The 21,623-nt window shown below is 70.1% G+C and carries 24 protein-coding genes; 19 read left to right on the top strand and 5 right to left on the bottom strand.

Annotation, left to right across the window (positions count from 1 at the left end):
- Nucleotides 1–107 precede the first annotated feature (107 nt).
- Nucleotides 108–911: an undecaprenyl-diphosphate phosphatase gene (locus tag J2X36_RS08115; RefSeq protein WP_132252069.1), complete on the bottom strand. Its 804-nt coding sequence runs from the start codon at nucleotides 909–911 to the stop codon at nucleotides 108–110.
- A gap of 245 nt (nucleotides 912–1,156) precedes the next feature.
- Between J2X36_RS08115 and J2X36_RS08110 the strand changes: the two genes are divergently transcribed.
- From J2X36_RS08110 to J2X36_RS08100, 3 genes are read left to right on the top strand one after another with little or no spacing between them, the layout of a single operon-like run.
- Nucleotides 1,157–1,849, top strand: a complete 693-nt coding sequence (locus J2X36_RS08110; RefSeq protein WP_132251958.1) for a glutathione S-transferase family protein — start codon at nucleotides 1,157–1,159, stop codon at nucleotides 1,847–1,849.
- A 29-nt stretch (nucleotides 1,850–1,878) separates the two neighbouring features.
- Nucleotides 1,879–3,015, top strand: coding sequence for a tRNA epoxyqueuosine(34) reductase QueG (gene queG / locus J2X36_RS08105; RefSeq protein ID WP_310348356.1), 1,137 nt, complete (start codon nucleotides 1,879–1,881; stop codon nucleotides 3,013–3,015).
- Nucleotides 3,012–3,881, top strand: coding sequence for an SDR family oxidoreductase (locus J2X36_RS08100; RefSeq protein WP_132251956.1), 870 nt, complete (start codon nucleotides 3,012–3,014; stop codon nucleotides 3,879–3,881). The genes queG and J2X36_RS08100 overlap by 4 nt, the downstream gene beginning before the upstream one ends.
- A gap of 3 nt (nucleotides 3,882–3,884) precedes the next feature.
- Here the strand turns inward: J2X36_RS08100 and J2X36_RS08095 are convergent, their stop codons facing one another.
- Together J2X36_RS08095 and J2X36_RS08090 are read right to left on the bottom strand one after the other, a co-directional pair.
- Nucleotides 3,885–4,904 (bottom strand): GNAT family N-acetyltransferase, encoded by a 1,020-nt coding sequence (locus tag J2X36_RS08095; RefSeq protein ID WP_132251953.1) that lies wholly within the window; start codon nucleotides 4,902–4,904, stop codon nucleotides 3,885–3,887.
- Between the two features lie 206 nt (nucleotides 4,905–5,110).
- Nucleotides 5,111–5,497, bottom strand: a complete 387-nt coding sequence (locus J2X36_RS08090) for a DUF2267 domain-containing protein (protein ID WP_132256387.1) — start codon at nucleotides 5,495–5,497, stop codon at nucleotides 5,111–5,113.
- Between the two features lie 141 nt (nucleotides 5,498–5,638).
- Between J2X36_RS08090 and J2X36_RS08085 the strand changes: the two genes are divergently transcribed.
- From J2X36_RS08085 to J2X36_RS08015, 15 genes are all read left to right on the top strand, one after another.
- Nucleotides 5,639–7,183 carry a helicase HerA-like domain-containing protein gene (locus J2X36_RS08085; protein ID WP_310348090.1) on the top strand — a complete coding sequence of 515 codons (1,545 nt, stop codon included), beginning with the start codon at nucleotides 5,639–5,641 and terminating at the stop codon, nucleotides 7,181–7,183.
- Nucleotides 7,184–7,375: 192 nt separating this feature from the next.
- Nucleotides 7,376–7,708 carry a 50S ribosomal protein L21 gene (gene rplU / locus J2X36_RS08080; RefSeq protein ID WP_109891637.1) on the top strand — a complete coding sequence of 111 codons (333 nt, stop codon included), beginning with the start codon at nucleotides 7,376–7,378 and terminating at the stop codon, nucleotides 7,706–7,708.
- Between the two features lie 43 nt (nucleotides 7,709–7,751).
- On the top strand, nucleotides 7,752–8,018 hold the full coding sequence (gene rpmA / locus J2X36_RS08075; protein ID WP_132256381.1) for a 50S ribosomal protein L27: 267 nt from the start codon (nucleotides 7,752–7,754) through the stop codon (nucleotides 8,016–8,018).
- Nucleotides 8,019–8,215: 197 nt separating this feature from the next.
- Nucleotides 8,216–8,842, top strand: coding sequence for a GNAT family N-acetyltransferase (locus J2X36_RS08070; protein ID WP_310348084.1), 627 nt, complete (start codon nucleotides 8,216–8,218; stop codon nucleotides 8,840–8,842).
- 103 nt (nucleotides 8,843–8,945) lie between these two features.
- Nucleotides 8,946–9,983 carry a GTPase ObgE gene (gene obgE / locus J2X36_RS08065; protein WP_310348081.1) on the top strand — a complete coding sequence of 346 codons (1,038 nt, stop codon included), beginning with the start codon at nucleotides 8,946–8,948 and terminating at the stop codon, nucleotides 9,981–9,983.
- A 126-nt stretch (nucleotides 9,984–10,109) separates the two neighbouring features.
- The gene (gene proB / locus J2X36_RS08060) at nucleotides 10,110–11,231 is read left to right on the top strand and encodes a glutamate 5-kinase (RefSeq protein WP_310348077.1); all 1,122 of its coding nucleotides are present in this window, start codon (nucleotides 10,110–10,112) and stop codon (nucleotides 11,229–11,231) included.
- A gap of 116 nt (nucleotides 11,232–11,347) precedes the next feature.
- Nucleotides 11,348–12,646: a glutamate-5-semialdehyde dehydrogenase gene (locus J2X36_RS08055; RefSeq protein ID WP_310348074.1), complete on the top strand. Its 1,299-nt coding sequence runs from the start codon at nucleotides 11,348–11,350 to the stop codon at nucleotides 12,644–12,646.
- 27 nt (nucleotides 12,647–12,673) lie between these two features.
- Nucleotides 12,674–13,276: a nicotinate-nucleotide adenylyltransferase gene (locus J2X36_RS08050; protein ID WP_310348072.1), complete on the top strand. Its 603-nt coding sequence runs from the start codon at nucleotides 12,674–12,676 to the stop codon at nucleotides 13,274–13,276.
- Nucleotides 13,277–13,431: 155 nt separating this feature from the next.
- The gene (gene rsfS / locus J2X36_RS08045) at nucleotides 13,432–13,812 is read left to right on the top strand and encodes a ribosome silencing factor (protein WP_132256367.1); all 381 of its coding nucleotides are present in this window, start codon (nucleotides 13,432–13,434) and stop codon (nucleotides 13,810–13,812) included.
- Between the two features lie 10 nt (nucleotides 13,813–13,822).
- Nucleotides 13,823–14,323, top strand: a complete 501-nt coding sequence (gene rlmH, locus J2X36_RS08040) for a 23S rRNA (pseudouridine(1915)-N(3))-methyltransferase RlmH (RefSeq protein ID WP_132256365.1) — start codon at nucleotides 13,823–13,825, stop codon at nucleotides 14,321–14,323.
- Nucleotides 14,324–14,339: 16 nt separating this feature from the next.
- Nucleotides 14,340–15,695 (top strand): murein hydrolase activator EnvC family protein, encoded by a 1,356-nt coding sequence (locus tag J2X36_RS08035; RefSeq protein WP_405029751.1) that lies wholly within the window; start codon nucleotides 14,340–14,342, stop codon nucleotides 15,693–15,695.
- A complete protein-coding gene (locus J2X36_RS08030) occupies nucleotides 15,695–17,017 on the top strand; it encodes a S41 family peptidase (protein ID WP_310348069.1) in 1,323 nt (440 codons plus the stop codon). The genes J2X36_RS08035 and J2X36_RS08030 overlap by 1 nt, the downstream gene beginning before the upstream one ends.
- A 254-nt stretch (nucleotides 17,018–17,271) precedes the next feature.
- Nucleotides 17,272–18,504 carry a divergent polysaccharide deacetylase family protein gene (locus tag J2X36_RS08025; RefSeq protein ID WP_310348067.1) on the top strand — a complete coding sequence of 411 codons (1,233 nt, stop codon included), beginning with the start codon at nucleotides 17,272–17,274 and terminating at the stop codon, nucleotides 18,502–18,504.
- A gap of 60 nt (nucleotides 18,505–18,564) precedes the next feature.
- The gene (locus J2X36_RS08020; protein WP_310348064.1) at nucleotides 18,565–19,122 is read left to right on the top strand and encodes an RNA pyrophosphohydrolase; all 558 of its coding nucleotides are present in this window, start codon (nucleotides 18,565–18,567) and stop codon (nucleotides 19,120–19,122) included.
- A 29-nt stretch (nucleotides 19,123–19,151) separates the two neighbouring features.
- On the top strand, nucleotides 19,152–19,823 hold the full coding sequence (locus tag J2X36_RS08015; RefSeq protein WP_310348059.1) for a DUF2939 domain-containing protein: 672 nt from the start codon (nucleotides 19,152–19,154) through the stop codon (nucleotides 19,821–19,823).
- Nucleotides 19,824–19,883: 60 nt separating this feature from the next.
- On the opposite strand, the gene J2X36_RS08010 is transcribed toward J2X36_RS08015, so the two are convergent.
- Together J2X36_RS08010 and J2X36_RS08005 are read right to left on the bottom strand one after the other, a co-directional pair.
- On the bottom strand, nucleotides 19,884–20,255 hold the full coding sequence (locus J2X36_RS08010) for a photosystem reaction center subunit H (RefSeq protein ID WP_132253008.1): 372 nt from the start codon (nucleotides 20,253–20,255) through the stop codon (nucleotides 19,884–19,886).
- A 36-nt stretch (nucleotides 20,256–20,291) separates the two neighbouring features.
- Nucleotides 20,292–20,720, bottom strand: coding sequence for a response regulator (locus J2X36_RS08005; RefSeq protein WP_132253006.1), 429 nt, complete (start codon nucleotides 20,718–20,720; stop codon nucleotides 20,292–20,294).
- Between the two features lie 205 nt (nucleotides 20,721–20,925).
- Here J2X36_RS08005 and J2X36_RS08000 point away from each other — a divergent pair, with 205 nt between their 5' ends.
- Nucleotides 20,926–21,588: a YoaK family protein gene (locus tag J2X36_RS08000; protein WP_310348053.1), complete on the top strand. Its 663-nt coding sequence runs from the start codon at nucleotides 20,926–20,928 to the stop codon at nucleotides 21,586–21,588.
- The last annotated feature ends 35 nt before the right edge of the window (nucleotides 21,589–21,623 follow it).

Here is a 21,623-nt window from a genome sequence, read left to right as displayed (position 1 = left end):
GCGCATGGGCGTGACAGCTCGCCCGCCATGTCATCCTGCCAAGTCTCGGCCAGAGCCCTGGCACGAGCGTTCGGCGGAGGCAATCGCCATGAAGACCGATCGCGCCCTCAGCCGAGGATGATCAATCCCGCGAAGCCGAGCGAGCCGACGATGATGCGCCACCACGCGAACAACCAGAAGCCGTGGCGGGAGACGTAGTCGAGCACCGTGCGCACCACGAAGAGCGCCGAGAGGAAGGCCACCACGAAGCCGATCACGATCAGGCCGGCATCGTCCCGCGAGAGGTTCTTGTAATTGTCGAGGAGATCCTTGGCGAAGGCACCGGCCATGGTCGGCATCGCGAGGTAGAAGGAGAACTCGGTGGCGGAGCGCTTGTCGGCGCCCATCAGCATCGCCCCGACGATCGTGGCGCCCGAACGCGAGACGCCGGGGATCATGGCGAGGCACTGGAAGATGCCGATCTTCAGGTCCATCGGCACGGTGAAGTCGTAGACGTCGGTCTTCTTCACCTCGAGGTCCATGTCGTCGATGACGAGCAGGACGAGACCGCCCGCCACGAGCGTCGCGCAGACGATCCAGGGATTGAACAGGTAGTACTTGATCGCTTTCGAGAAGATGCCGCCGATGATGGCGGCGGGCAGGAAGGCGATCAGGATTCCGAGGACGAAGCGGCGTGCCTTCGGATCGCTTGGCAGGGCCGTCGCCACGCCGAGGAGGCGGCGGAAATACACGGCCAGGATCGCCAGGATCGCGCCGAGTTGGATCAGTACCTCGAAGGTGTTGTTCGGCGACTGGAAGCCGATGAAGTGCCCGACGAGGAGCTGGTGGCCGGTGGATGAGACCGGGATGAACTCGGTGGCACCTTCCACGACGGCGAGCACGACCGCCTTCGTGATGCTCATCGCATCCATCATCTCGTGCCTCGACTTCTCGGCTGGGGACGGCCCGCGGGGCCTCGGCGGACGGGTTCACGGCGCGGGACCGCACCGGCCGGCAGCGTTCGCCGATCAGGGTTGATGGGCGGTTACCGTCGCGACTCGAGCGTGTTAATGAGGCGGCAACGATCGAGCAATAACTCTCATCCCGCGTACGGTCCGCCTTGGCCATGCGCTGGGCGCGTCCCGCCGGCACTTCCCCCCGTCCGATCTCGGCCTCGATGGCGACGCTTCACCACTCTCCCTTCTGCCCCAACTCCCGCTTCATCCGCCTCGTCCTCGCCGAGATGGGCATGGAGCCGACCCTCGTGGAGGAGCGGGCCTGGGAGCGTCGCGAGGCGTTCCTCCTGATCAACCCGGCCGGCACGACGCCTGTCCTCGTGGAGCAGACCGGTCTCGCGGTGCCGGGTGCGGGCATCATCGCCGAGTATCTCGACGAGACGCGGGGGCTCGGCCTCAGCGGCCGCCGGCTCCTGCCCGAGGCGACGCCCGACCGGGTCGAGGTGCGGCGCCTGCTCGACTGGTTCCTCGTGAAGTTCCACGCCGAGGTGACGGGCTATCTGGTCCTGGAGAAGATCTCCAAGCGCTTCATGACGAGCGCGGACGGCGGCGGCCCGCCGGACATGAACGCCATTCGCGCGGCGCGCATCAACGTGCGCTATCACCTCCAGTATATCGGCTACCTGATGGAGCGCCGCCGCTGGATCGCGGGCGACCATCTGACCTATGCGGATCTCGCGGCGGCCGCCCACTTGAGCTGCGTGGACTATCTCGGCGACGTGCCATGGGACGAGAGCGAGATCGCGAGGGATTGGTACGCGCGGCTGAAGTCGCGCCCGTCCTTCCGCGCGCTGCTGGCCGACCGGGTACCGGGCATGGCGCCGGCCGACCATTACGCGGACCTGGATTTCTGAACGCCCGACGCCTCCTCGACGGGGCGGACCTGCGTCGCCTCGTCGAGGCCCGCGCCCACGCCCTCGGCTTCGACATCCTGCGGGTCGCCCGCCCCGATTCCGTGCCCGACCTGCCCGGACGCCTCTCGGCCTGGCTCGGCTCGGGCTCGCACGGCGAGATGGTTTGGATGGAGGAGCGAGCGGAGGCGCGCGCCGCGCCCGCGGGCCTGTGGCCGGAGGTGCGCAGCGTCGTGATGCTCGGGATGAGCTACGCGCCCGAGACGAACCCGCTCGACATCCTCGGCCGGCGCGACCGCGGCGCCATCGCGGCCTACGCCCAGCGCCGCGACTATCACGAGGTGATGAAGGGCAAGCTCAAGGAGCTCGGCGGCCTGCTCTCGGCCAAGTCCGGACGGCCGGTGAAGGTGTTCGTCGACACCGCGCCGGTGATGGAGAAGCCGCTGGCGGAGGCCGCGGGCCTCGGCTGGCAGGGCAAGCACACGGTGCTCGTCTCGCGGGACTTCGGCAATTGGCTGCTGCTCGGCGCGATCTACAGCGCGGCCGATCTCGAGCCCGACACGCCGGAGCCGGAGCATTGCGGCACCTGCCGCCGCTGCCTCGACATCTGCCCGACCGCGGCTTTCCCGGATCCGTTCCGCCTCGATGCCCGCCGCTGCCTCTCCTACCTGACGATCGAGCACACGGGCCCCATACCCGCCGAGTTCCGGGCGCCGATGGGCAACCGCGTCTTCGGCTGCGACGACTGCCTCGCGATCTGTCCCTGGAACAAGTTTGCGGAGGCCGCGCACGAGGGCCGGCTCGCCGCGCGGGAGGATCTCGGCGCCCCCGCCCTGCGCGAGCTCGCCCGCCTCGACGAGGCGGCCTTCCGGCACTTCTTCGCGAATACGCCGGTGAAGCGTACCGGCCGCGACCGCTTCCTGCGCAACGTTCTCATCGCGATCGGGAATTCGGGTGATCCGGCACTCGCCGCCGAGGCCGCGCGCTGCCTCGACGATCCGGCGCCGATCGTGCGCGGGATGGCCGTCTGGGCCTGCGGGCGCCTGCTCGGCCCCGAGGCTTGCGCCGGCCTGCATGCCCGATCAGGGAAGGACGAGGCGGACGCGCATGTCCGCGAGGAGTGGCGTGCCGTGCTCGCGGCTTCTGACGGGGAGACCCCAGCTTCATGAACCTGTTCGTCTTCGGCCTCGGCTTCAGCGCCCGCCACTTCGCGGAGCGCGAGCGGGCCCGCTTCGCCGCGATCCGTGCCACGGTGACGGACCCGGACAAGGCGCGCGCGATCGAGGCCGAGGCCGGCTTTCCCGTGAGGGCCTTCGGGCCGGAAACGGACGATCCGCGCATCGCGGATGACCTTGCCGACACCGACGCTCTGCTGATCTCGGCCCCGCCCGGCCCGCACGGCGACACAGTGCTCGCCCGCTACGCCGACGCCATCCGGGCGAGCCGGATCGCCTGGATCGGCTATCTCTCGACGATCGGCGTCTACGGCGACCAGGGCGGCGCCTGGATCGACGAGATGACCGAAGCCGCCCCCCGCAGCGCCCGCTCGAAGGAACGGCTCGCCGTGGAGCGGGCTTGGCTCGCGCTCGGAGCGGAGACCGAAAAGCCGGTGCAGGTCTTTCGGCTTTCCGGGATCTACGGCCCGGGCCGGAACCCCTTCGTAAAGCTGCGCGAGGGCAAGGCGCAGCGGATCGTCAAGGCGGGGCAGGTCTTCAACCGCATCCACGTGGACGACATCGCCTCGGCGCTCGCGGCCTCGCTGGAGAAGCCCCGCAGCGGCGCGGTCTACAACGTGACGGACGACGAGCCCGCACCGCCGCAAGTCGTCACGGAATACGCCGCCCGTCTCGCAGGCCTGCCGGTACCGCCGACCGTCGATTTCGAGACGGCGGATCTCAGCCCGATGGCGCGCAGCTTCTACGGGGAGAACAAGCGGGTGCGGAACCGCCTGCTGCGGGAGGACCTCGGCGTGGCGCTCCGCTACCCGACCTACCGCGAGGGTCTCGCCGCGCTGAAGGACGACGCGGCCGCGTGACGCTCAGGCCGCGTGACGGTTCGCGGCAGGCCCAAAATGGCCGAGATAGCGCGCCGCGATGGCGGTGACGGGGAGCACCACGAACACGTCCGTGGTGCCGAACTGGTGATCGACCACGGCGCCGTCGCCGAAGGTCGCGCCGACCCGCAGATACCCCTTGATCAGCGGAGGCAGCGCCTGCAGGGCCGCCTTCGGATCGACGGACTCGCGGGCGAGCCGGTCCATGCGCACGTAGCGACCGGGCAGCGCCTGCGCGCACCAATTCTCGGCTGCGCGGGCGTGATGGTGCAGGAAGCTCAGGGGCAGCGCGAGCCGCTGGGGGTCGGTGCCCTCCAGGCTCGCGCAGCCGATCAACGCGTCGATCCGGTGGTGCAGCACGTAGGCGTAGATGCCGTGCCAGAGGAGTTCGACCGTGCGCTTGGTGCGGTAGGGCTTCAGGACGCAGGAGCGCCCGAGCTCGAGGAGCCGCTTGCCGGGATTGGCGGCGAGGAGCGGCGCGATGTCGTATTCGCCGGCCGTGTAGAAGCCGAAATGCCGGTCCGCCATGTCCTGCCGGAGCAGGCGGTAGGTGCCGACCACCTTCGGCCGCGCCTTGCGGAACGGCTTCGCCTCGGTCGCCGCGTGGTCGATGACGAGGAGGTGGTCGCAGATCGCGTCGTAATCGTCGACATCCCGGCGCGAGAGCATCGCCATGCCGTTCGGGATCGCCGACATCTCCTCGTAGAAGACGCGGAAGCGCAGACGCTGGGCGCGGCGCACCTCCGATTTCCGGGTGGCGAGCCGCACCTCGAGGCTGCCGATGCGCCCGAGACTCGGATCGAGGCCGGGAGTGGCGAGGGGTGCCCGGAAACGCTCGCCGAAGCGGATCGGCGTGGCGCCGGGCGGGATCAGGCTGCGGCCGCCGAAGCCGGGAAGGCCGACCGCGGCGCTCCGCTGCTTCAGCCGGGTGATCGGGCCGTTCACGCCCTTCTCCCAGCCGCTCAGCCAAGCCGCGGAAGCGCCCCGCGCGAAATTCGCGACCATGGTTCAGCCTGCCCTCGGGTGTCGGCGGGGCCTACCCCCCGGGATGGAAGGCCCCGGCCTCGCGGATGCGACAACACCACGAAGCGCGCACGCTTTTATGACGGCCGCACGCCTTGCGCATCAAGGACTTGGCAGCCGCTGCGGCTCGGTCCGGAACCGGCCCCGAACGCGTAGCCGCCGAAGCGTTCGCGGGCGGGCGGGGCGGCTCAGACGAATTGGTTGAGGCCGGGGATCGAGCCGACGATCGGCCCCATCACGTCCTCGCCGGCCTTCTCGCGGCCGTAGGCGAAGAGCTCCTGGCCGAGCGGCTGCATCTGGCCCATCGGCACGCCGGCCGACATCAGCTTCTGGCCGAGCGCCATCACACCGCCGCCCATCATGCCGCCGAGCATGCCCATCAGGCCGCCGCCACCCTCGGTCCCGTTCGACTCGGCGATCAGGCTCTCGGAGCCGGGCATCGCGGCGAGAAGCTGGCTCACTTCGGTTGCCGGGCCCTCCTTCTGGAGGAAGGCGAGGATATGGCCGATCGCGGTCTGCGCCGTCGCGGCGTCCAGGCCCGTGCGGGCGGTGACGCGGGCAATCAGTTCTTCCATCGGGGCGGGCTCCTGAGGGTACGGTATCCCACGTCCTTCGGGCCTGCGCCCTGCGAAATCAAGCCGCCGCGGGGACAAGATCTGGAAAACGGATCGCCCCGGCGGCATAACCTTGAGCGCAATCGATCGGGCGAGGGCGCGATGGCGGACGACGGCACAATTCTCATCGGCAAGAGCAGCGGCGACACCGGCAAGCCCGAGCGTCTGACGCTCCGCCTCGCCAACCGCCACGGCCTCGTCGCGGGCGCGACGGGCACCGGAAAGACCGTGACCCTGCAGGTCATGGCCGAGGGGTTCTCGAATGCGGGTGTCCCCGTCTTCGCCGCCGACATCAAGGGCGATCTCTCGGGTCTCGCCGCACCCGGCGAGGCGAAGCCCGTCTTCGTGAAGCGGGCCGAGGAACTCGGGATCACCTACGAGCCCGACCGATTCCCGACCGTCTTCTGGGACCTGTTCGGCGAGCAGGGCCACCCGATGCGCTGCACCGTGATGGAGATGGGCCCGCTCCTGCTGGCGCGGCTCCTCGAACTCAACGACACGCAGGAGGGCGTCCTCAACATCGCGTTCCGGGTGGCCGACGAGAACCAGTGGCCGGTCATCGACCTCAAGGACCTGCGGGCGCTCCTCACCTTCCTCACCGAGAACCTGAAGGAGATCTCGGGCACCTACGGGAACGTCTCGGCCGCGAGCGTCGGCGCGATCCAGCGCCAACTGCTGATGCTGGAGAACCAGGGGGCCGACAAGTTCTTCGGCGAGCCGGCGCTGAACCTCTCGGACTTCATGCGCACGGACCGCGAGGGCAGGGGCTTCGTCAACGTCCTGGCCGCGGACAAGCTGATGCAGAAGCCGCGCCTCTACGCGTCGTTCCTGCTGTGGATGCTGTCGGAGCTGTTCGAGGAACTGCCTGAGGTCGGCGACCTCGACAAGCCGAAGCTGGTCTTCTTCTTCGACGAGGCGCATCTCCTCTTCAACGACGCCCCGAAGCCGCTCCTCGATGCGGTCGAGCAGGTCGTGCGCCTGATCCGCTCGAAGGGCGTCGGCGTCTACTTCGTGACGCAGAATCCCCTCGACGTTCCGGAGACGGTGCTGGGCCAGCTCGGCAACCGGGTGCAGCACGCGCTGCGCGCCTTCACCCCCCGCGACCAGCGCGCCGTGAAGGCCGCCGCCGAGACCTTCCGGCAGAATCCCGGCTTCGATGTCGCCAAGGCGATCACCGAACTCGGCGTCGGCGAGGCGCTCGTGAGCTTCCTGGAGGCGAAAGGAACGCCCTCGGTGGTGGAACGGGCGCTGGTCGCGCCGCCGCAGGGACGTGTCGGCCCGCTGACCCCTGCCGAGCGCGCCGACCTCGTCGCGAGGAGCCCGCTGCGCGGCAAGTACGATGAGACCGTCGACAACGAGAGCGCCTACGAGATGCTCGCCAAGCGAAAGGGCCTCGATTCGGCGCCGGCGGAGGCCGCGCAAGGGTCTGAGGGCGGCCTCGGCGGTCTGCTCGGCAGCCTCGGCGGGATGCTGGGCGGCGTTCTCGGCTCGAAGCCCGCGCCGCAGGGCAAGGGCGGGCGCCGGCCGCCTCCGAGCCTTGCCGAGCAGGTGGTGACGAACGCCGCCCGCTCCATGGCGCGCTCGGTCGGCACCCAGGTCGGCAACGCCATCCTGCGCAACGTGCTCGGCGGCCTGATGAAGAAGTAGGGCGTCGGCCGGGCACGCGAGATTGACAATCGCGACCGCTCCGGCCTATCCACCGGCCACCACGCGCGGCTTCCTCGCAGAAGTCCGCGCGTTTCGCGTTTCGCCGCGGGCCACCCTGCCGGTCGGGACGAACTGATAAAAAGCCGGTCCAGGGGGCGACCCCGGAGGCCGATCGGAACACGAGAGAGAACGATGTTCGCAGTCATCAAGACCGGCGGCAAGCAGTACCGCGTCGCCGCCAACGACACCATCACCATCGCCAGCCTCGAGGGCGAGGCGGGCTCCAGCGTCACCTTCGGCGAGGTGCTGCTGTTCACGGACGGAGACGCCACCCAGGTCGGCGCGCCGCTCCTGTCGGGCATCAGCGTCACGGGCGAGATCGTCTCCCACGGCCGGGACAAGAAGGTGATCGCCTTCAAGAAGCGCCGCCGGCAGAACTCGCGCCGCAAGCGCGGCCACCGGCAGCACCACACGGTCGTGCGCATCACCGGCATCGACGCCGGCTCGAAGAGCGCCAAGGGCTGAGCTCCGCTCGCCGCGATCTCCCTCGAATCCGGAGTAGATTTCCATGGCACACAAGAAAGCAGGCGGCTCGTCCCGCAACGGCCGCGACTCGGCAGGCCGGCGCCTCGGCGTCAAGAAGTTCGGCTCGGAAGCCGTGATCGCCGGCAACATCATCATCCGGCAGCGCGGCACCAAGTGGCACCCCGGCACGAACGTCGGCATGGGCAAGGATCACACCCTGTTCGCCCTCACCGACGGCCGCGTCCGCTTCGAGACGAAGCGCGGCCGCGCCTTCGTAGCGGTCGTACCGGTGCAAGAGGCGGCCGAGTAAACGGCTGGCAAGCTCGACGGACGAAGGAGCTTCCCGCCGGTGTCCTACACCGAACCGGCGGATCCGAAGCTCCCTCGAGGGCCCGACACAGGGCCCGGGTTGCGAACGGAATGCGGGGGAGGATGGGATGCCATCTTCCCCTTTCTTCGTCCGAAGGCCTGAGGCGGTCTGTCCGCCCGCGACCGGAGCCCGCGACGATGTTCCCCGATCTCACCCGCGACGACGTCTTCCGCCTGGAGACCCGCCGGCTCTGGCTGCGCTGGCCCTGTGCCGCCGATTCGGAGGCGATCGTGGACCTCGCCGGCGACCGGGCCGTGTCCGAGATGACGGCCCGGATCCCGCACCCGCTCGACCGGACGACGGTGGACGGGTTCATCGTCAAGGCACGCTGGGGCAACACGGAGGGCCGCTCCCTCGTGATGGCGATCGCCCCGCGCGGTCGCCCGCAGAGTCTGATCGGCATCGTCGCGATCGAGCCCGATCCGACGGCGGCCGGCCCCCATCTCGGCTACTGGCTCGGCGCTCCGCACTGGGGCAATGGCCTCGTGACCGAGGCGGTCGGTGCGATGGTGGAGGCGTACTTCGCCTATACGCCGGGCCGGGTGCTGACATCGGCCGCCCGCGTCGAGAACGCAGCGTCCCGGCGCGTCCTCCAGAAGTGCGGCTTCGCGCATGAGGACACGGCGCTCGCGCCGTTCCCGGCGCGCGGCGGCGACCTTCCGGTCGACCGCTTCCGCCTCGACAGGCGGATGTGGCAGCGCCGGAATGGCGGCGAGGGAGCGGCCTTCTCCGAGCGGTCGGTGCTCCTGGCCGTCCACGCATGATCACGGCCGGGCGCCCTGGCATTCCGGCCGCCCGGCCCACACCTTGCCCCAACGCGTCCGCGCACGACCGCGCGGGCGTCGACCCGATGACGAGCCTGACGCCGTGAAATTCCTCGACGAAGCCAAGGTCTACATCCGCTCCGGCGACGGGGGTGCGGGCTGCGTCTCGTTCCGGCGGGAGAAGTTCATCGAGTTCGGCGGGCCGAACGGCGGCGACGGCGGCCGCGGCGGCGACGTCTGGGTTGAGTGCGTCGAGGGCCTCAACACCCTGATCGACTACCGCTACCAGCAGCATTTCAAGGCGCGCAAGGGCGAGCACGGCATGGGCTCGAACCGCCACGGCGCGAAGGGCGCGGACGTGGTGCTGAAGGTGCCGGCGGGCACCGAGATCCTGGCGGAGGATGGCGAGACGCTGATCGCGGACATGACCGAGATCGGCCAGCGCGTGCGCCTCGCCAAGGGCGGCAATGGCGGCTTCGGCAACGCCTATTTCACCACGTCGACGAACCGGGCGCCGAAACACGCCAATCCCGGCCTGGAGGGCCAGGAGCAGTGGATCTGGCTGCGCCTCAAGCTGATCGCGGATGCCGGCCTCGTCGGGCTGCCCAACGCCGGCAAGTCGACCTTCCTCGCCACCGTGACGGCGGCCAAGCCCAAGATCGCGGATTATCCTTTCACGACGCTGCATCCCGGCCTCGGCGTGGTCCGGGCCGACGGGCGTGAATTCGTGCTCGCCGACATCCCAGGTCTGATCGAGGGCGCGCACGAGGGCGTGGGCCTGGGCGACAAGTTCCTCGCGCATGTGGAGCGCTGCCGGGTGCTGCTGCACCTCGTCGAGGGTACGAGCGAGCATGCGGGCAAGGCCTACAAGCTGGTGCGCGGGGAGATCGAGGCCTATGGCCACGAGCTTGCCGAGAAGCCGGAGATCGTTGCCCTCTCGAAGGCCGATACCCTCGATCCGGACACGCTCAAGGAGCAGGTCGCGCGGCTGAAGCGGGCGGCCAAGCGCACGCCGCTGATCCTGTCCTCGGCCACGGGGCGGGGGGTGCAGGAGGCGCTGCGGGCGGTGATGGCGGAGATCGACGCCGCCGGCGCCGCGGAGGCCGAGGCGTCCGCAGCCTCGATCGGCTGGCAGCCGTGACGTGCTAGGCTGACCGACCAGACTTCCGATGGCTTCGACCGTGGCGAGGACCCATCGGGTGCCGCCGCTGTTCAACGGCAGCGAGTTCGTGCACACGGATTTCGAGCCCGCACACATACTCCGCACATGATTCCGAGCCTCGAAGATTTCCGCCGCGTCGTGATCAAGGTCGGCTCGGCCCTGCTCGTCGACCGGGCCCGCGGCCGCCTGCGGCACGCCTGGCTCGCCGCGCTCGCCGAGGACATCGCGGAGCTACACGCCCGCGGCGTCGACGTGCTCGTTGTCTCCTCGGGCAGCATCGCCCTGGGGCGCACGGTGCTCGGCTTCCCGCCGGGGGCGCTCCGTCTGGAGGAGAGCCAGGCTGCGGCTTCGGTCGGCCAGATCGCGCTCGCGCGCCACTGGGCCGAGGCGCTCGGCCATCACGGCATCGTGGCGGGGCAGATCCTGGTGACGCCCCGGGACACGGAGGAGCGGCGGCGCTACCTCAACGCCCGCGCCACCACCCTGAAGCTCCTCGAAGTCCGCGCCGTGCCGGTCGTCAACGAGAACGACACGGTGGCGACGAGCGAGATCCGCTACGGCGACAACGACCGCCTCGCCGCACGCGTCGCTACCATGATCGGCGCGGACGTGCTGGTGCTGTTCTCCGACATCGACGGCCTCTACACCGCGCCGCCGCATGTCGATCCGGACGCCCGGCACCTGCCCGTCGTCGAGCGGATTACGCCGGAAATCGAGGCGATGGCAGGCGGACCCGCCTCCGAACTGTCCCGCGGCGGCATGCGCACCAAGGTCGAGGCGGCCAAGATCGCGGTCGGGGGTGGCACCCACATGATCATCGCCGATGGCCGCGAGAAGAACCCGCTGCGGACGATCGTCGGGGGCGGGCGCTGCACGTGGTTCCTGTCGGGATCGACACCGACCGCTGCCCGCAAGACCTGGATCGCCGGCTCGTTGGAGCCTCGCGGAAGCCTGATCATCGATGACGGCGCCGTACGCGCCCTGCAGGGCGGCGCGAGCCTGCTCCCGGTCGGCGTGCGCGCCATCGAGGGCAGCTTCGGGCGCGGCGACGCCGTGCTGATCCGCGACCTCAAGGGCCGCCCCCTCGGCCGTGGCCTGGTGGCCTACGACAGCTCGGAGGCAGCCCTCATCATCGGGCGCCCGAGCAGCCATATTGCGGAGCTGCTCACCCATCCCGGACGGGCCGAGATGGTCCACCGCGACGACATGGCGATGTTCTCGGAGTAGGGCAGGGGCGCTGCGCGGGCGGGTTGTTTAGGATCGGAACGCCGTGCATAGACGGGTTCTCGGTGAGGCGGCCACGGAACTCAGCGGCCGCGAGGATTGCGCGAGGATCGGCCGCCGTGCCCGCTCTGAACCTGAAATCTGATTTTGCGGATGCCGACGACCTCGATACGCAGATGGCCGCGATCGGCCGTCGCGCACGGGCGGCAGCCCGGCAGATGGCGCTCGCCTCGGCCCAGACGAAGGATATCGCGCTGCGCGCGATCGCGGAGCGCATCCGCGTCGGTGGCGCCGAGATCCTGCGCGAGAACGCCCGCGACGTCGCGGCGGCCAAGGCCGCGAGCCAGTCGGCGGCGCTGATCGACCGGCTGACCCTCGACGAGAAGCGCATCGCCGCGATCGCGGACGCGGTGGAGAAGATCGGCGCGCTCGCCGACCCGGTCGGGCGCCAGCTCGCGGCCTTCGAGCGGCCGAACGGCCTGCTGATCGAGCGGATCGCGGTTCCGCTCGGGGTCATCGGCGTGATCTTCGAGAGCCGGCCGAACGTGACCGCAGATGCCGGCGCCCTCTGCCTGAAGGCCGGCAACGCGGCGATCCTGCGGGCGGGGTCGGACAGCCACCGGAGCGCGATGGCCATCGCGCGCGCGATGAGCGAGGGCTTGGTCGAGGCCGGCCTGCCGGCGGACGCCATCCAGATCGTGCCGACCCGCGACCGTGCGGCGGTCGGCGCGATGTTGACGGGCCTCGGCGGCGCCATCGACGTCATCGTGCCCCGCGGCGGGCGCAGCCTCGTCGAGCGCGTCCAGGCGGAAGCCAAGGTGCCCGTCTTCGCCCATCTCGACGGCATCTGTCATGTCTACGTCGCGGCCGCCGCCGATCTCGGCATGGCCCGCACCGTGCTTCTCAACAGCAAGATGCGCCGCACCGGGATCTGCGGCGCGGCCGAGACGATGCTCGTCGACCGCGCCTGCGCCGATACGCACCTCGCTCCCCTCGTGACCGCCCTGCTCGACGCCGGCTGCGCCGTTCGCGGCGACGAGGCCGTCCGCGCGGTCGATCCTCGCGTCACCTCCGCCACGGACGAAGACTGGCGCACGGAGTACCTCGACGCGATCATCTCGGCCCGCGTGGTCGAAGGGCTCGATGCGGCAATCCAGCACATCGAGGCGAACGGCTCGCATCACACCGACGCGATCATCACCGAGGATCAGGGGGAGGCGACGCGCTTCCTCGCCGAGGTCGATTCGGCGATCGTCACGCACAATGCCTCGACACAGTTCGCCGACGGCGGCGAGTTCGGCTTCGGCGCCGAGATCGGCATCGCGACGGGACGCATGCACGCCCGCGGGCCCGTCGGTGTCGAGCAATTGACCACGTTCAAGTACCGGGTGCACGGCAACGGCCAGACAAGGCCGTGAGCCTCCGGATGCGGGCCTGACGCCGCGGTGATCCCGCGCCTGCCGTCCGCCGCGCCGGGCCAGCGGATCGGGCTGTACGGCGGCTCCTTCAACCCGGCTCATGCGGGTCATCGGCACGTCAGTCTCACCGCCCTCCGGCGCCTCCGGCTCGACCGGGTCTGGTGGCTGGTCACGCCCGGCAATCCTCTGAAGAGCCTCGGCGCCCTTGCCCCGCTCGCCGAACGGGCGGCCGGGGCACGGCGTGTCGCCGCCGATCCGCGCATCGCCGTGACGACCTTCGAGGCCGAGATCGAGGCGCGCTTCACGCGCGATACCCTGCGCTTCCTCCTGCGGCGGCGCCCCGACCTGCACTTCGTCTGGATCATGGGCGCCGACAGCCTCGCGACATTTCATCGCTGGAAGGGGTTTCGCGACATCGCTGCCATGGTGCCGGTCGCCGTCGTGGACCGGCCGGGTTTCACCCTGAGCGCACCGAATGCCCGCGCTGCGCAGACACTTCAGCGCTTCCGGCTGCCGGAAGCGGAAGCGGGGCGGCTCGCCATGGCGCGACCTCCGGCCTGGGTCTACCTGCACGGCCCGCGATCCGACCTCTCGTCGACCGCGATCCGCCGCAGGATGGGCGCGGCCTGACCGGTTCGAAGCGACACAGGCGCCGAATCGTCGGGACGAAGCGGGCATGCGTATTGAAAACCGTCCGCGAACCCTCCAATCTCAGGGACGCGCGCGAATGTTGTCGCGCCTCCGTATTGACCTGAGGAACCAGGACGCTGTCCGAGACGCTCGACATGGGAACCAACGGTTCCGAGACCACCGCCCTGGCCAGGGCCCAAGATCTGAAGGATCTCGCACTCGGTTGCCTCGACGAGATGAAGGCCGAGGAAACGATCGAGATCGATCTCGCCGGCAAGACCTCGCTGGCCGACACGATGATCATCACGTCCGGCCGATCGCAGCGCCACGTCGGCGCGATCGCGGACAAGATCATCCAGGACATGAAGGACAAGGGCTTCGGCACGGCCCGGGTCGAGGGGATGCCGGCCTGCGACTGGGTGCTCATTGATGCGGGCGACGTGCTCGTCCACATCTTCCGCCCGGAGGTGCGCGGCTTCTACAACCTCGAGAAGATGTGGGGCGCGGACCGGCCGGTCGGCCGGATGGCCGGCTGACGCCGCAGCCTTGCGCCTCGCCGTCGCCGCGGTCGGACGCCTGAAGGCCGGTCCCGAGCGCGATCTCGCGGCCCGTTACCGGGACCGTGCGGGACAGGTCGGCCGCGGCCTCGGCATCCCAGCCTGCGAGATGATCGAGATCGTCGAGAGCCGCGCGCGCCGCGCGCCCGACCGCTGCGCCGAAGAGGGCGCGCACCTGCTCGGCCATTGCCCGACCGGCGGCATCCTCATCGCCTACGACGAACGCGGACGCTCGGACCTGTCGAGCGAGCGGATCGCGGAGCGCATCGGTGGCTGGCGCGATTCGGGCAAGGCGGCCCTCCTCGTGGCGATCGGCGGGGCGGACGGCCTCGATCCGAGCGTACGCGACCGCGCGGACCTGATCCTCTCCTTCGGGGCGGCGACCTTGCCGCACGGTCTCGTGCGGGTTCTTGCCTTAGAACAGCTGTATCGCTCCCTCACGATCCTGGCCGGCCACCCGTATCATCGGGGCGGCCCGGACGGATCATAGGGGCGGGTAGGGCAGGATGGCGCGCGGGGCGCAACTCCGACATGGGGGGTGGATCGGGCTCGCGCTGCTCCTGAGCGGCGGGCCGTTGTGCGCGCAGACGCCGGCCTGGCAGCAAGCACCGGCGCCTCTATCCGAAGCCGACAAGATCCGGGCAGCCGTCGAGGAGCGTGACCGGCGGACGGAGAACCTGAAGCGGATCGAGGAAGCACTTACGGCCTCTGGCAGTGCGCGTGCGCAATTCGAGGCGGAGATCGCCGCGATCGGCGGCGACCGGGCGAAGCTCAACGCTGCCCTGCTCGACGCGACGCGCCAAGCCCAGGCCACTGAGGACCGGATGAGCCGGCTGGAGGAGCGCCTGCGCAATCTCGGCGCCAGCGAGGCGGCGATCCGCCGGTCGCTGGAGGGGCGGCGGGGCGTCATCGCCGAGATCCTGGCCGCTCTCCAGCGCATGGGGCGACGGCCGCCTCCGGCCGTGCTGGTTCAGCCCGAGGACGTCCTGGCGGTGATCCGCACCTCGATGCTGCTCGGCGCCATCGTGCCGGAACTGCGCGGGGAGGCCGAGACGCTGGCGAGCGACCTCGCCGAGCTCGTGCGCCTGCGCGGCCTCATCGCCGCCGACAAGGAAGGTCTCCGGAACGATCTCGCGGGCTGGGCCAGGGAACAGCAGCGCCTCAACGCCCTCGTCACCGCCCGGCGGGCGCGCCTCGCCGAGGTCGAGAGCGGCCTCGCCGCCGAGCGCCTGCGCGCGGCGGAGCTCGGCGTGCAGGCCAAGAGCCTGCGGGATCTCGTCGACCGCATGCAGGGGGAGGTCTTCGCCGCCCGACGCGCCGCCGAGGAGGCGCGGAACGCGGAATCGCGCGAGGCGAGGCTGACGCAGGAGCGCTTCGCGGCGGCGGGCTTCAAGGATCCGGCCCGGCTCGCCCCCAAGATCCGCTTCGCCGAGGCACGGGGCGACCTGCCGAAGCCTGTCAGCGGGCGGCTCCTGCGCGCCTTCAACCAGCCAGACGGCAATGGCGGGATGACGCGCGGCATTTCGCTCTCGACCCGCCCGAAGGCCGTCGTGGCATCACCGGCAGACGGGTGGGTCTCCTTCGCGGGGCCGTTCCGTTCGTACGGCCGTCTCTTGATCATCAATGCGGGCGATGGCTACTATCTCTTGTTGGCAGGGATGGATCAGATCAACGTCGAGGTCGGCCAGTTCGTGCTCGCCGGGGAGCCGGTGGCGAGCATGGGAGAAGGGGCGGCGAGCCCGCAGGCTGGCGAGGGTGACCGAAGCGATCCGGTCCTGTACGTCGAGTTCAAGAAAGACGGCGGCTCCATCGACCCGGAGCCTTGGTGGGCGAAAGGCCCCAGCGAGAAGGTTCGCGGATAATGCGCAAGATGTCCCTGGTCATGCTCGGCGCGCTCCTCGGCGCGGGCACGTCGATGCTGGCGACGCAGACCCAGTTCCTCTCCGGTCCGAGCGCGGTCGCCGCCTCCGCCGAAACCTATCGTCAGCTCAGCCTGTTCGGTGACGTCTTCGAGAAGGTCCGCACGGACTATGTCGAGAAGCCCGAGGAAGCGAAGCTGATCGAAGCGGCCGTGAACGGCATGCTCACCTCGCTCGACCCGCATTCGAGCTACATGGACGCGAAGGCCTTCCGCGACATGCAGACGACGACGCGCGGCGAGTTCGGCGGCCTCGGCATCGAGGTCACGATGGAGGACGGCTTGATCAAGGTCGTCACCCCGATCGACGACACGCCCGCCTCGAAGGCGGGGCTGCTCGCCAACGACATCATCACGCAGATCGACGAGGAGCAGGTCCAGGGCCTCACCCTGAACCAGGCGGTCGACAAGATGCGCGGCCCGGTCAATTCCTCGGTGAAGCTCAAGATCAGCCGCAAGGAGGCGAAGGACCCGATCGAGGTCTCGCTGACCCGCGACGTCATCAAGATCAAGCCGGTGCGCTCCCGCGCCGAGGGCGGTGACATCGGCTACGTCCGGCTGACCCAGTTCAACGAGCAGACCTTCGACGGCCTGCGGAACGCGGTCGACAAGCTGACGACCGAGATCGGCCAGGACAAGCTCAAGGGTTACGTCATCGACCTGCGCAACAACCCGGGCGGGTTGCTCGACCAAGCGGTGATGGTCTCCGACGCCTTCCTCGACCGCGGCGAGATCGTCTCGACGCGCGGCCGCAACCCGGACGAGACGCAGCGCTTCTCGGCGAAGTCGGGCGACATCACGAAGGGCAAGCCCGTCGTGGTCCTCGTCAACGGCGGGTCTGCCTCGGCCTCGGAGATCGTGGCCGGCGCCCTGCAGGATCACAAGCGCGCGACCATCCTCGGCACGCGCTCCTTCGGCAAGGGCTCTGTGCAGTCGATCATCCCGCTCGGCGGCAGTGGCGCCCTGCGCCTGACGACCGCCCGCTACTACACGCCGTCGGGACGCTCGATCCAGGCCAAGGGCATCGAGCCGGACCTCGAGGTGCTGCAGGAAGTGCCCGACGAGCTGAAGGGCAAGGACGAGACCAAGGGTGAGGCCGGCCTGAAGGGTCACCTCAAGCAGAAGGACACGGAGGAGCGCGGCGGCTCTTCGGCCTACATCCCGCCGGACCCGGCCAAGGACAAGCAGCTGACCGCCGCCTTCGACTTCCTGCGCGGCATCCAGAAGGGCGCAGCGAACACCCAGAAGCCGAGCCTGCCGAACTGAGCGCGCCGCCCAGCGCGACCTGACACCGCTCGAAGCCCCCGCCCGACCCGTTCGGGCGGGGGCTTCTCGTTCCGGCGGATCGCGCGAGCGGCCGCTGGGGCCGTCGACGAGCCTTTCGAGTACCGGCGCGAGGCCGAGCCGGCGCCCTCGCATCCGCCGTTAGCCGAACGTTAACCATGACGCCCCGCAATGGCGGCGGGGGACCGTTGCGCGCTCGTCGGCGCCAGGGCGGCCGCCCGCCTGCCGAGGATGCGGTGAGCCTGCCCTCCGACGATATCCTGACCCGGCCGCTCGGAGTGCCGGAACCTGCCGATGCCAGCCTCAAGGGCCGGCTGGCGCGGCTGCGCGCGCGCCTGCGCCCTGCGCACGTCTACGCCGGTCTCGCGGCTCTGCCGACCGGAGCCCTCGCCATTCTCCTCGTCGTCGGTGATCCCCGCGGCGGGGAGCCCCGAACGCATGCGGAGATCGCCCTGCGCGAGGCGCCCGCCGACCAGCCGCGCCCGGCATCCCTGGAGCAGCCGCGGATGGCGGAGGCCGAACCGGCTCCGCCGTTGCAGCGCAGCGCGGAGGAGGTCGAGAGCGCTTCCGGCGTCACGGTCTTCCGGCCCTCGGGGAGTGCCGCGCCGAGCGAGGCGGTGGTGATCCGCGTGCCGACAGTTTCGGTGAAGCTCGCGCCCGCGCCGGATGCCCGCCTCGTCGAGCGCGGTCGCCACGGCGCTATGCCGAAGGTCGGGGAGGGGCGGCTGCGCCCACTCGACCTGTACGCGCGGCCGGAGGAGCCCGGCTCGGGCCCGCGCATCGCGATCCTCCTCACCGGCCTCGGTACGGGGCAGGCAGCGACGGCCAGCGCCATCGTGAAGTTGCCGCCGCAGGTCAGCCTCGCGTTCTCACCCTACGGTGAGGTCGAGCGCAGCGCCGCTCGCGCCCGCGATTTCGGGCACGAGGTGATGGTCCAGGTGCCGATGGAGCCGTTCGACTATCCCGACAGCGATCCCGGCCCACAGACCCTGCTGACCGGCGCGCGTCCTGCGGAGAATGCCGACCGTCTGGCCTGGGTGATGAGCCGCGTACCCGGCGCGATCGGTCTCGCGAACCTGATGGGCTCGAAGCTGATCACCGATGGGACGTCCCTGGAGCCGCTGCTGCGCGAAGTCGCCGCCCGCGGCCTCGGCTTCGTCGACGACGGCACCGCTCAGCGCTCGCTCGTCGCGAGCCTCGCCGCCAAGACGAAGGCCCCGGCCGCACGGGCCGAGATCGTTCTCGATGCCGTCCCGCGGGCCGAGGCGATCGACGCGGAACTGGCTCGCCTCGAGGCCCAGGCGCGGGCGAAGGGCTTCGTGCTCGCCTCGGCGGGCGCCCAGCCGCTCACCATCGAGCGCGTCGCGCGCTGGGCGAAGGATCTCGATGCGCGCGGCATCCGCCTGGTGCCGGTCAGCGCGGCCCTCCGCACGCCAGGCGCCGGAACCCGACTGTCCCGAGCGGAATAGGCGCGGCACGGATACTCGCGGACGTTGCCGCCGCGGGGCCGGCTGCTATGGTCGCCGGCGATGACGATTGAGCCTCCCGCCGGCCAACACCCGGCTCCGACCGACCTTCCCTACCGGCCCTGCGTCGGCATCACCCTCGTCAACCGGGCCGGGCTCGTGTTCATCGGCCGCCGTCGCAAGGAGGGCGGCCCCGAGCATGTGTCCGGCGACTATTCCTGGCAGATGCCGCAGGGCGGAGTGGATCCGGACGAGGATCCGCGCGCGGCGGCGATGCGCGAACTCTACGAAGAGACGAACGTCGCGCAGAACTCGCTGCATTTCCTGGCCGAGATGCCGGGATGGCTTCCCTACGACCTGCCGCCCGACGTGATGAAGCAGGCCTGGAAGGGCCGATATCGCGGACAGACCCAGAAGTGGTTCGCCTTCGGCTTCCTCGGGCAGGATTCAGAGATCGACGTCGAGCGGCCCGGTGGCGGCCGTTTCCGGTCCGAGTTCGAGGATTGGCGCTGGGCGGAGCTGCAGGATCTCGCCCGCCTCATCATCCCGTTCAAGCGTCCCGTCTACGAGCGCGTGATCGCGGCCTTCTCGGACCTTGCCACATGGCACGCGGGCCGTTGAGCCCGGCCCCGCGGGCTTGAGGGACCGGCATGCGCTGGTGGTACGTCCCGGTCGTCCTGGCCCTCGCCTGGTTCGTCTTCACGCTGACGCCGCTCGTCTCTCTCTACAGCCTCGCCCGGGCGGTCGAGGCGCGCGACGTCGCGTATATCGATCGCCACGTGAATTTCCGGACCCTGCGGCTCTCCCTGGTGCGCCAGACTGCCAGCGCCGCCCGCGCAGCGATCAGCGAGAGCGGAGACCTCGATCCGCGCGATCAGCAGAAGCTGAACGAGGCCGCGGTCGGCCTCGCTTTGGCTCTTGCCGAGACCATGGTCACGGCCAAGACCGTGGTCGATCTGCTGGACGACGGCTGGCCGGGAAGCCTCGACGTCGCGAAGGCGCCGGGCGCGGGTGCCGCCTCGGGCCTGCGCATCGAGGGCCTGGAGCGGCTCGCGGCGTATTATCTCGCCACCGAGATGCGCGGGTTCCGGACGGTCGTCGTCGCGGTCCCGCCGGAGGCACCCCGTGCCCGTCAGTTCAGGATCCGGCTTCGCCTGCGGGCCTGGTCCTGGCGCCTCGTCGATATCGAGGTGACGGAGGATTTGCGCGCTCAGATGGCACAGAAGCTCGCGCGCACGCTCGCCCGCATGCGGGCCGGCGAGAAAGCGAAGGACCCGGTGGCGCAACCCGAAGACCGGGCTCCCGCATCGCCGCCGCCCTAGCGTTGCGGCGACGCCGGAATGGACCGGCCGTCGTGACGGGGTAACGCCACCGTTGCCGCCTCAGCGCGGCTTCGCCGGGTCCTTGTCGGAGCCCGCGGCGGCCGGCGGCGCCTTCGGCTCGCGGGTCTCCTCGACGCTCTCGGCCTTTTCCTCGTCGGTATCGCCGCCCTGCTCGATCGCCTTCTCGGGATTGGCGGCAAGCGCCCTCACGATCTCGACGAGGCGTTCGCACTCGGCACCGTACTTGTAGGCGTCGAGGACGATCGCCGCATCGCGCAGCGTGCGAAGATCGCGGACCGTCTGCTTGTTGGCGGCCTCGCGCAGCTCGGTCTTCTCGGCGATCCGCTCCTCCAGCCGGATCCCCTTGAGGTCGCAGGCGGCCTCGGCAGGGCAGGCGAGCAGGAGAAGAGGGAACAGGGCGAGGCGTCTCATCGATCGAACTCCGGCTGGCGGCCGGTGCGGGGCCGCTCAGGCGTGATGGGGATGGCTGCGGCGGAGGATGTCGTTCGTCAGGGCGACGAGATCGCTCGGGCGGTAGGGCTTCGGAACGAAGACCGATTGCGCAACGGCCTCGCCCTGCGAAAGGCTCCCGCGCCCGCCCGACGTATAGACGACGGGCAGATCCGGCCGGTCCTGGCGGGCATAGCGGGCGAGCGCGATGCCGTTCGTGTTGCGGGCGAGATCGATATCGGTGAAGAGCAGATCGACGCTCTCGCGCGCGAGGATCGCCTCGGCCTCGAGCGCGTCGGCCGCGGTGAGGACCCGGTAGCCCTCGTCGGACAGCGCCTCCGCGGCGAGTTCGCAGACGATGGCCTCATCCTCGACCACGAGGATGGTCTCGATCGCGCCGTCGAGGAAGGCGGGGACGGAGAAGGCAGCGCAGGCGTGGGGGATCATGACGCAACTCCAACTCACCCGGCGCGGGTCAACAGTCCCGCTGCCGGATCGGGTGACCAACGGAGGCCCCGTCCCGGCGTTCGCCGTGTTCCCATCGAATTGCTGAGGTTTGGTGAGCGAAGCTTTAACCCTGCGCGCGCCGCCCCGATGGAGCGCCCGAAATGGTTAACAGGGGGTTACCCGAGCCCTCGGCGCGGATGAATTCATGAACCGTTCCTGGCAGCTAGCCTATGGTCTCGCGCTGACGGCGACGGCAGGCTATGTCGACGCCCTCGGCTTCATCCGGCTCGGGGGGCTCTACACCTCGTTCATGAGCGGCAACACCACGCAATTCTCGGTCGCCCTCGGCCACGGCGAGTGGCGCCACGCGATCTTGCCCTGCCTCCTGATCGGGATGTTCTTCGTCGGATCCGTGCTCGGCAGCGGGCTCTCCCTGGTGGTGCCCCCGCGCTGGGCAAGCCCGGTCGTCCTGGCCTTCGAGGCGCTGACGGTGCTCGGTGCCCTGTCCCTCGGTCTCGCCACGCCGGATCTCGGCCTCGCCTCGCTCTTCATGGCGCTGGCCATGGGCACGCAGAACGCGGTCCTCGTGCAGGTTCAGGGTTTTCGCGCGGGCACGACCTTCGTGACAGGCGCGTTGTTCAGTTTCGGGCAGAAGGTCGCGCTCGCCCTGACCGGTCGCGGGCCCCGCTACGGCTGGGTGGGTGACGGAGCCGTCTGGTGCGCGCTCCTCCTTGGAGCCTTCGGCGGCGCGCAAGCCTATGGCTCGTTCGGCCTCCTCGCCCTCGCGTTCCCCGCAGCGCTCACGGGCTTTCTCGCCGTCGCCGCGGCTCTCCACGTCGCACTCGGTCCGGCCGCCAAGGCTGCCTGATCCCCATCATTCCCGCTGCCGAAGGTCATCCGACA

It is taken from the genome of Methylobacterium sp. BE186, assembly GCF_031457035.1.
In the GTDB taxonomy this organism is placed as follows: domain Bacteria; phylum Pseudomonadota; class Alphaproteobacteria; order Rhizobiales; family Beijerinckiaceae; genus Methylobacterium; species Methylobacterium segetis.
This window is presented reverse-complemented; position numbering and strand designations above follow the sequence as displayed.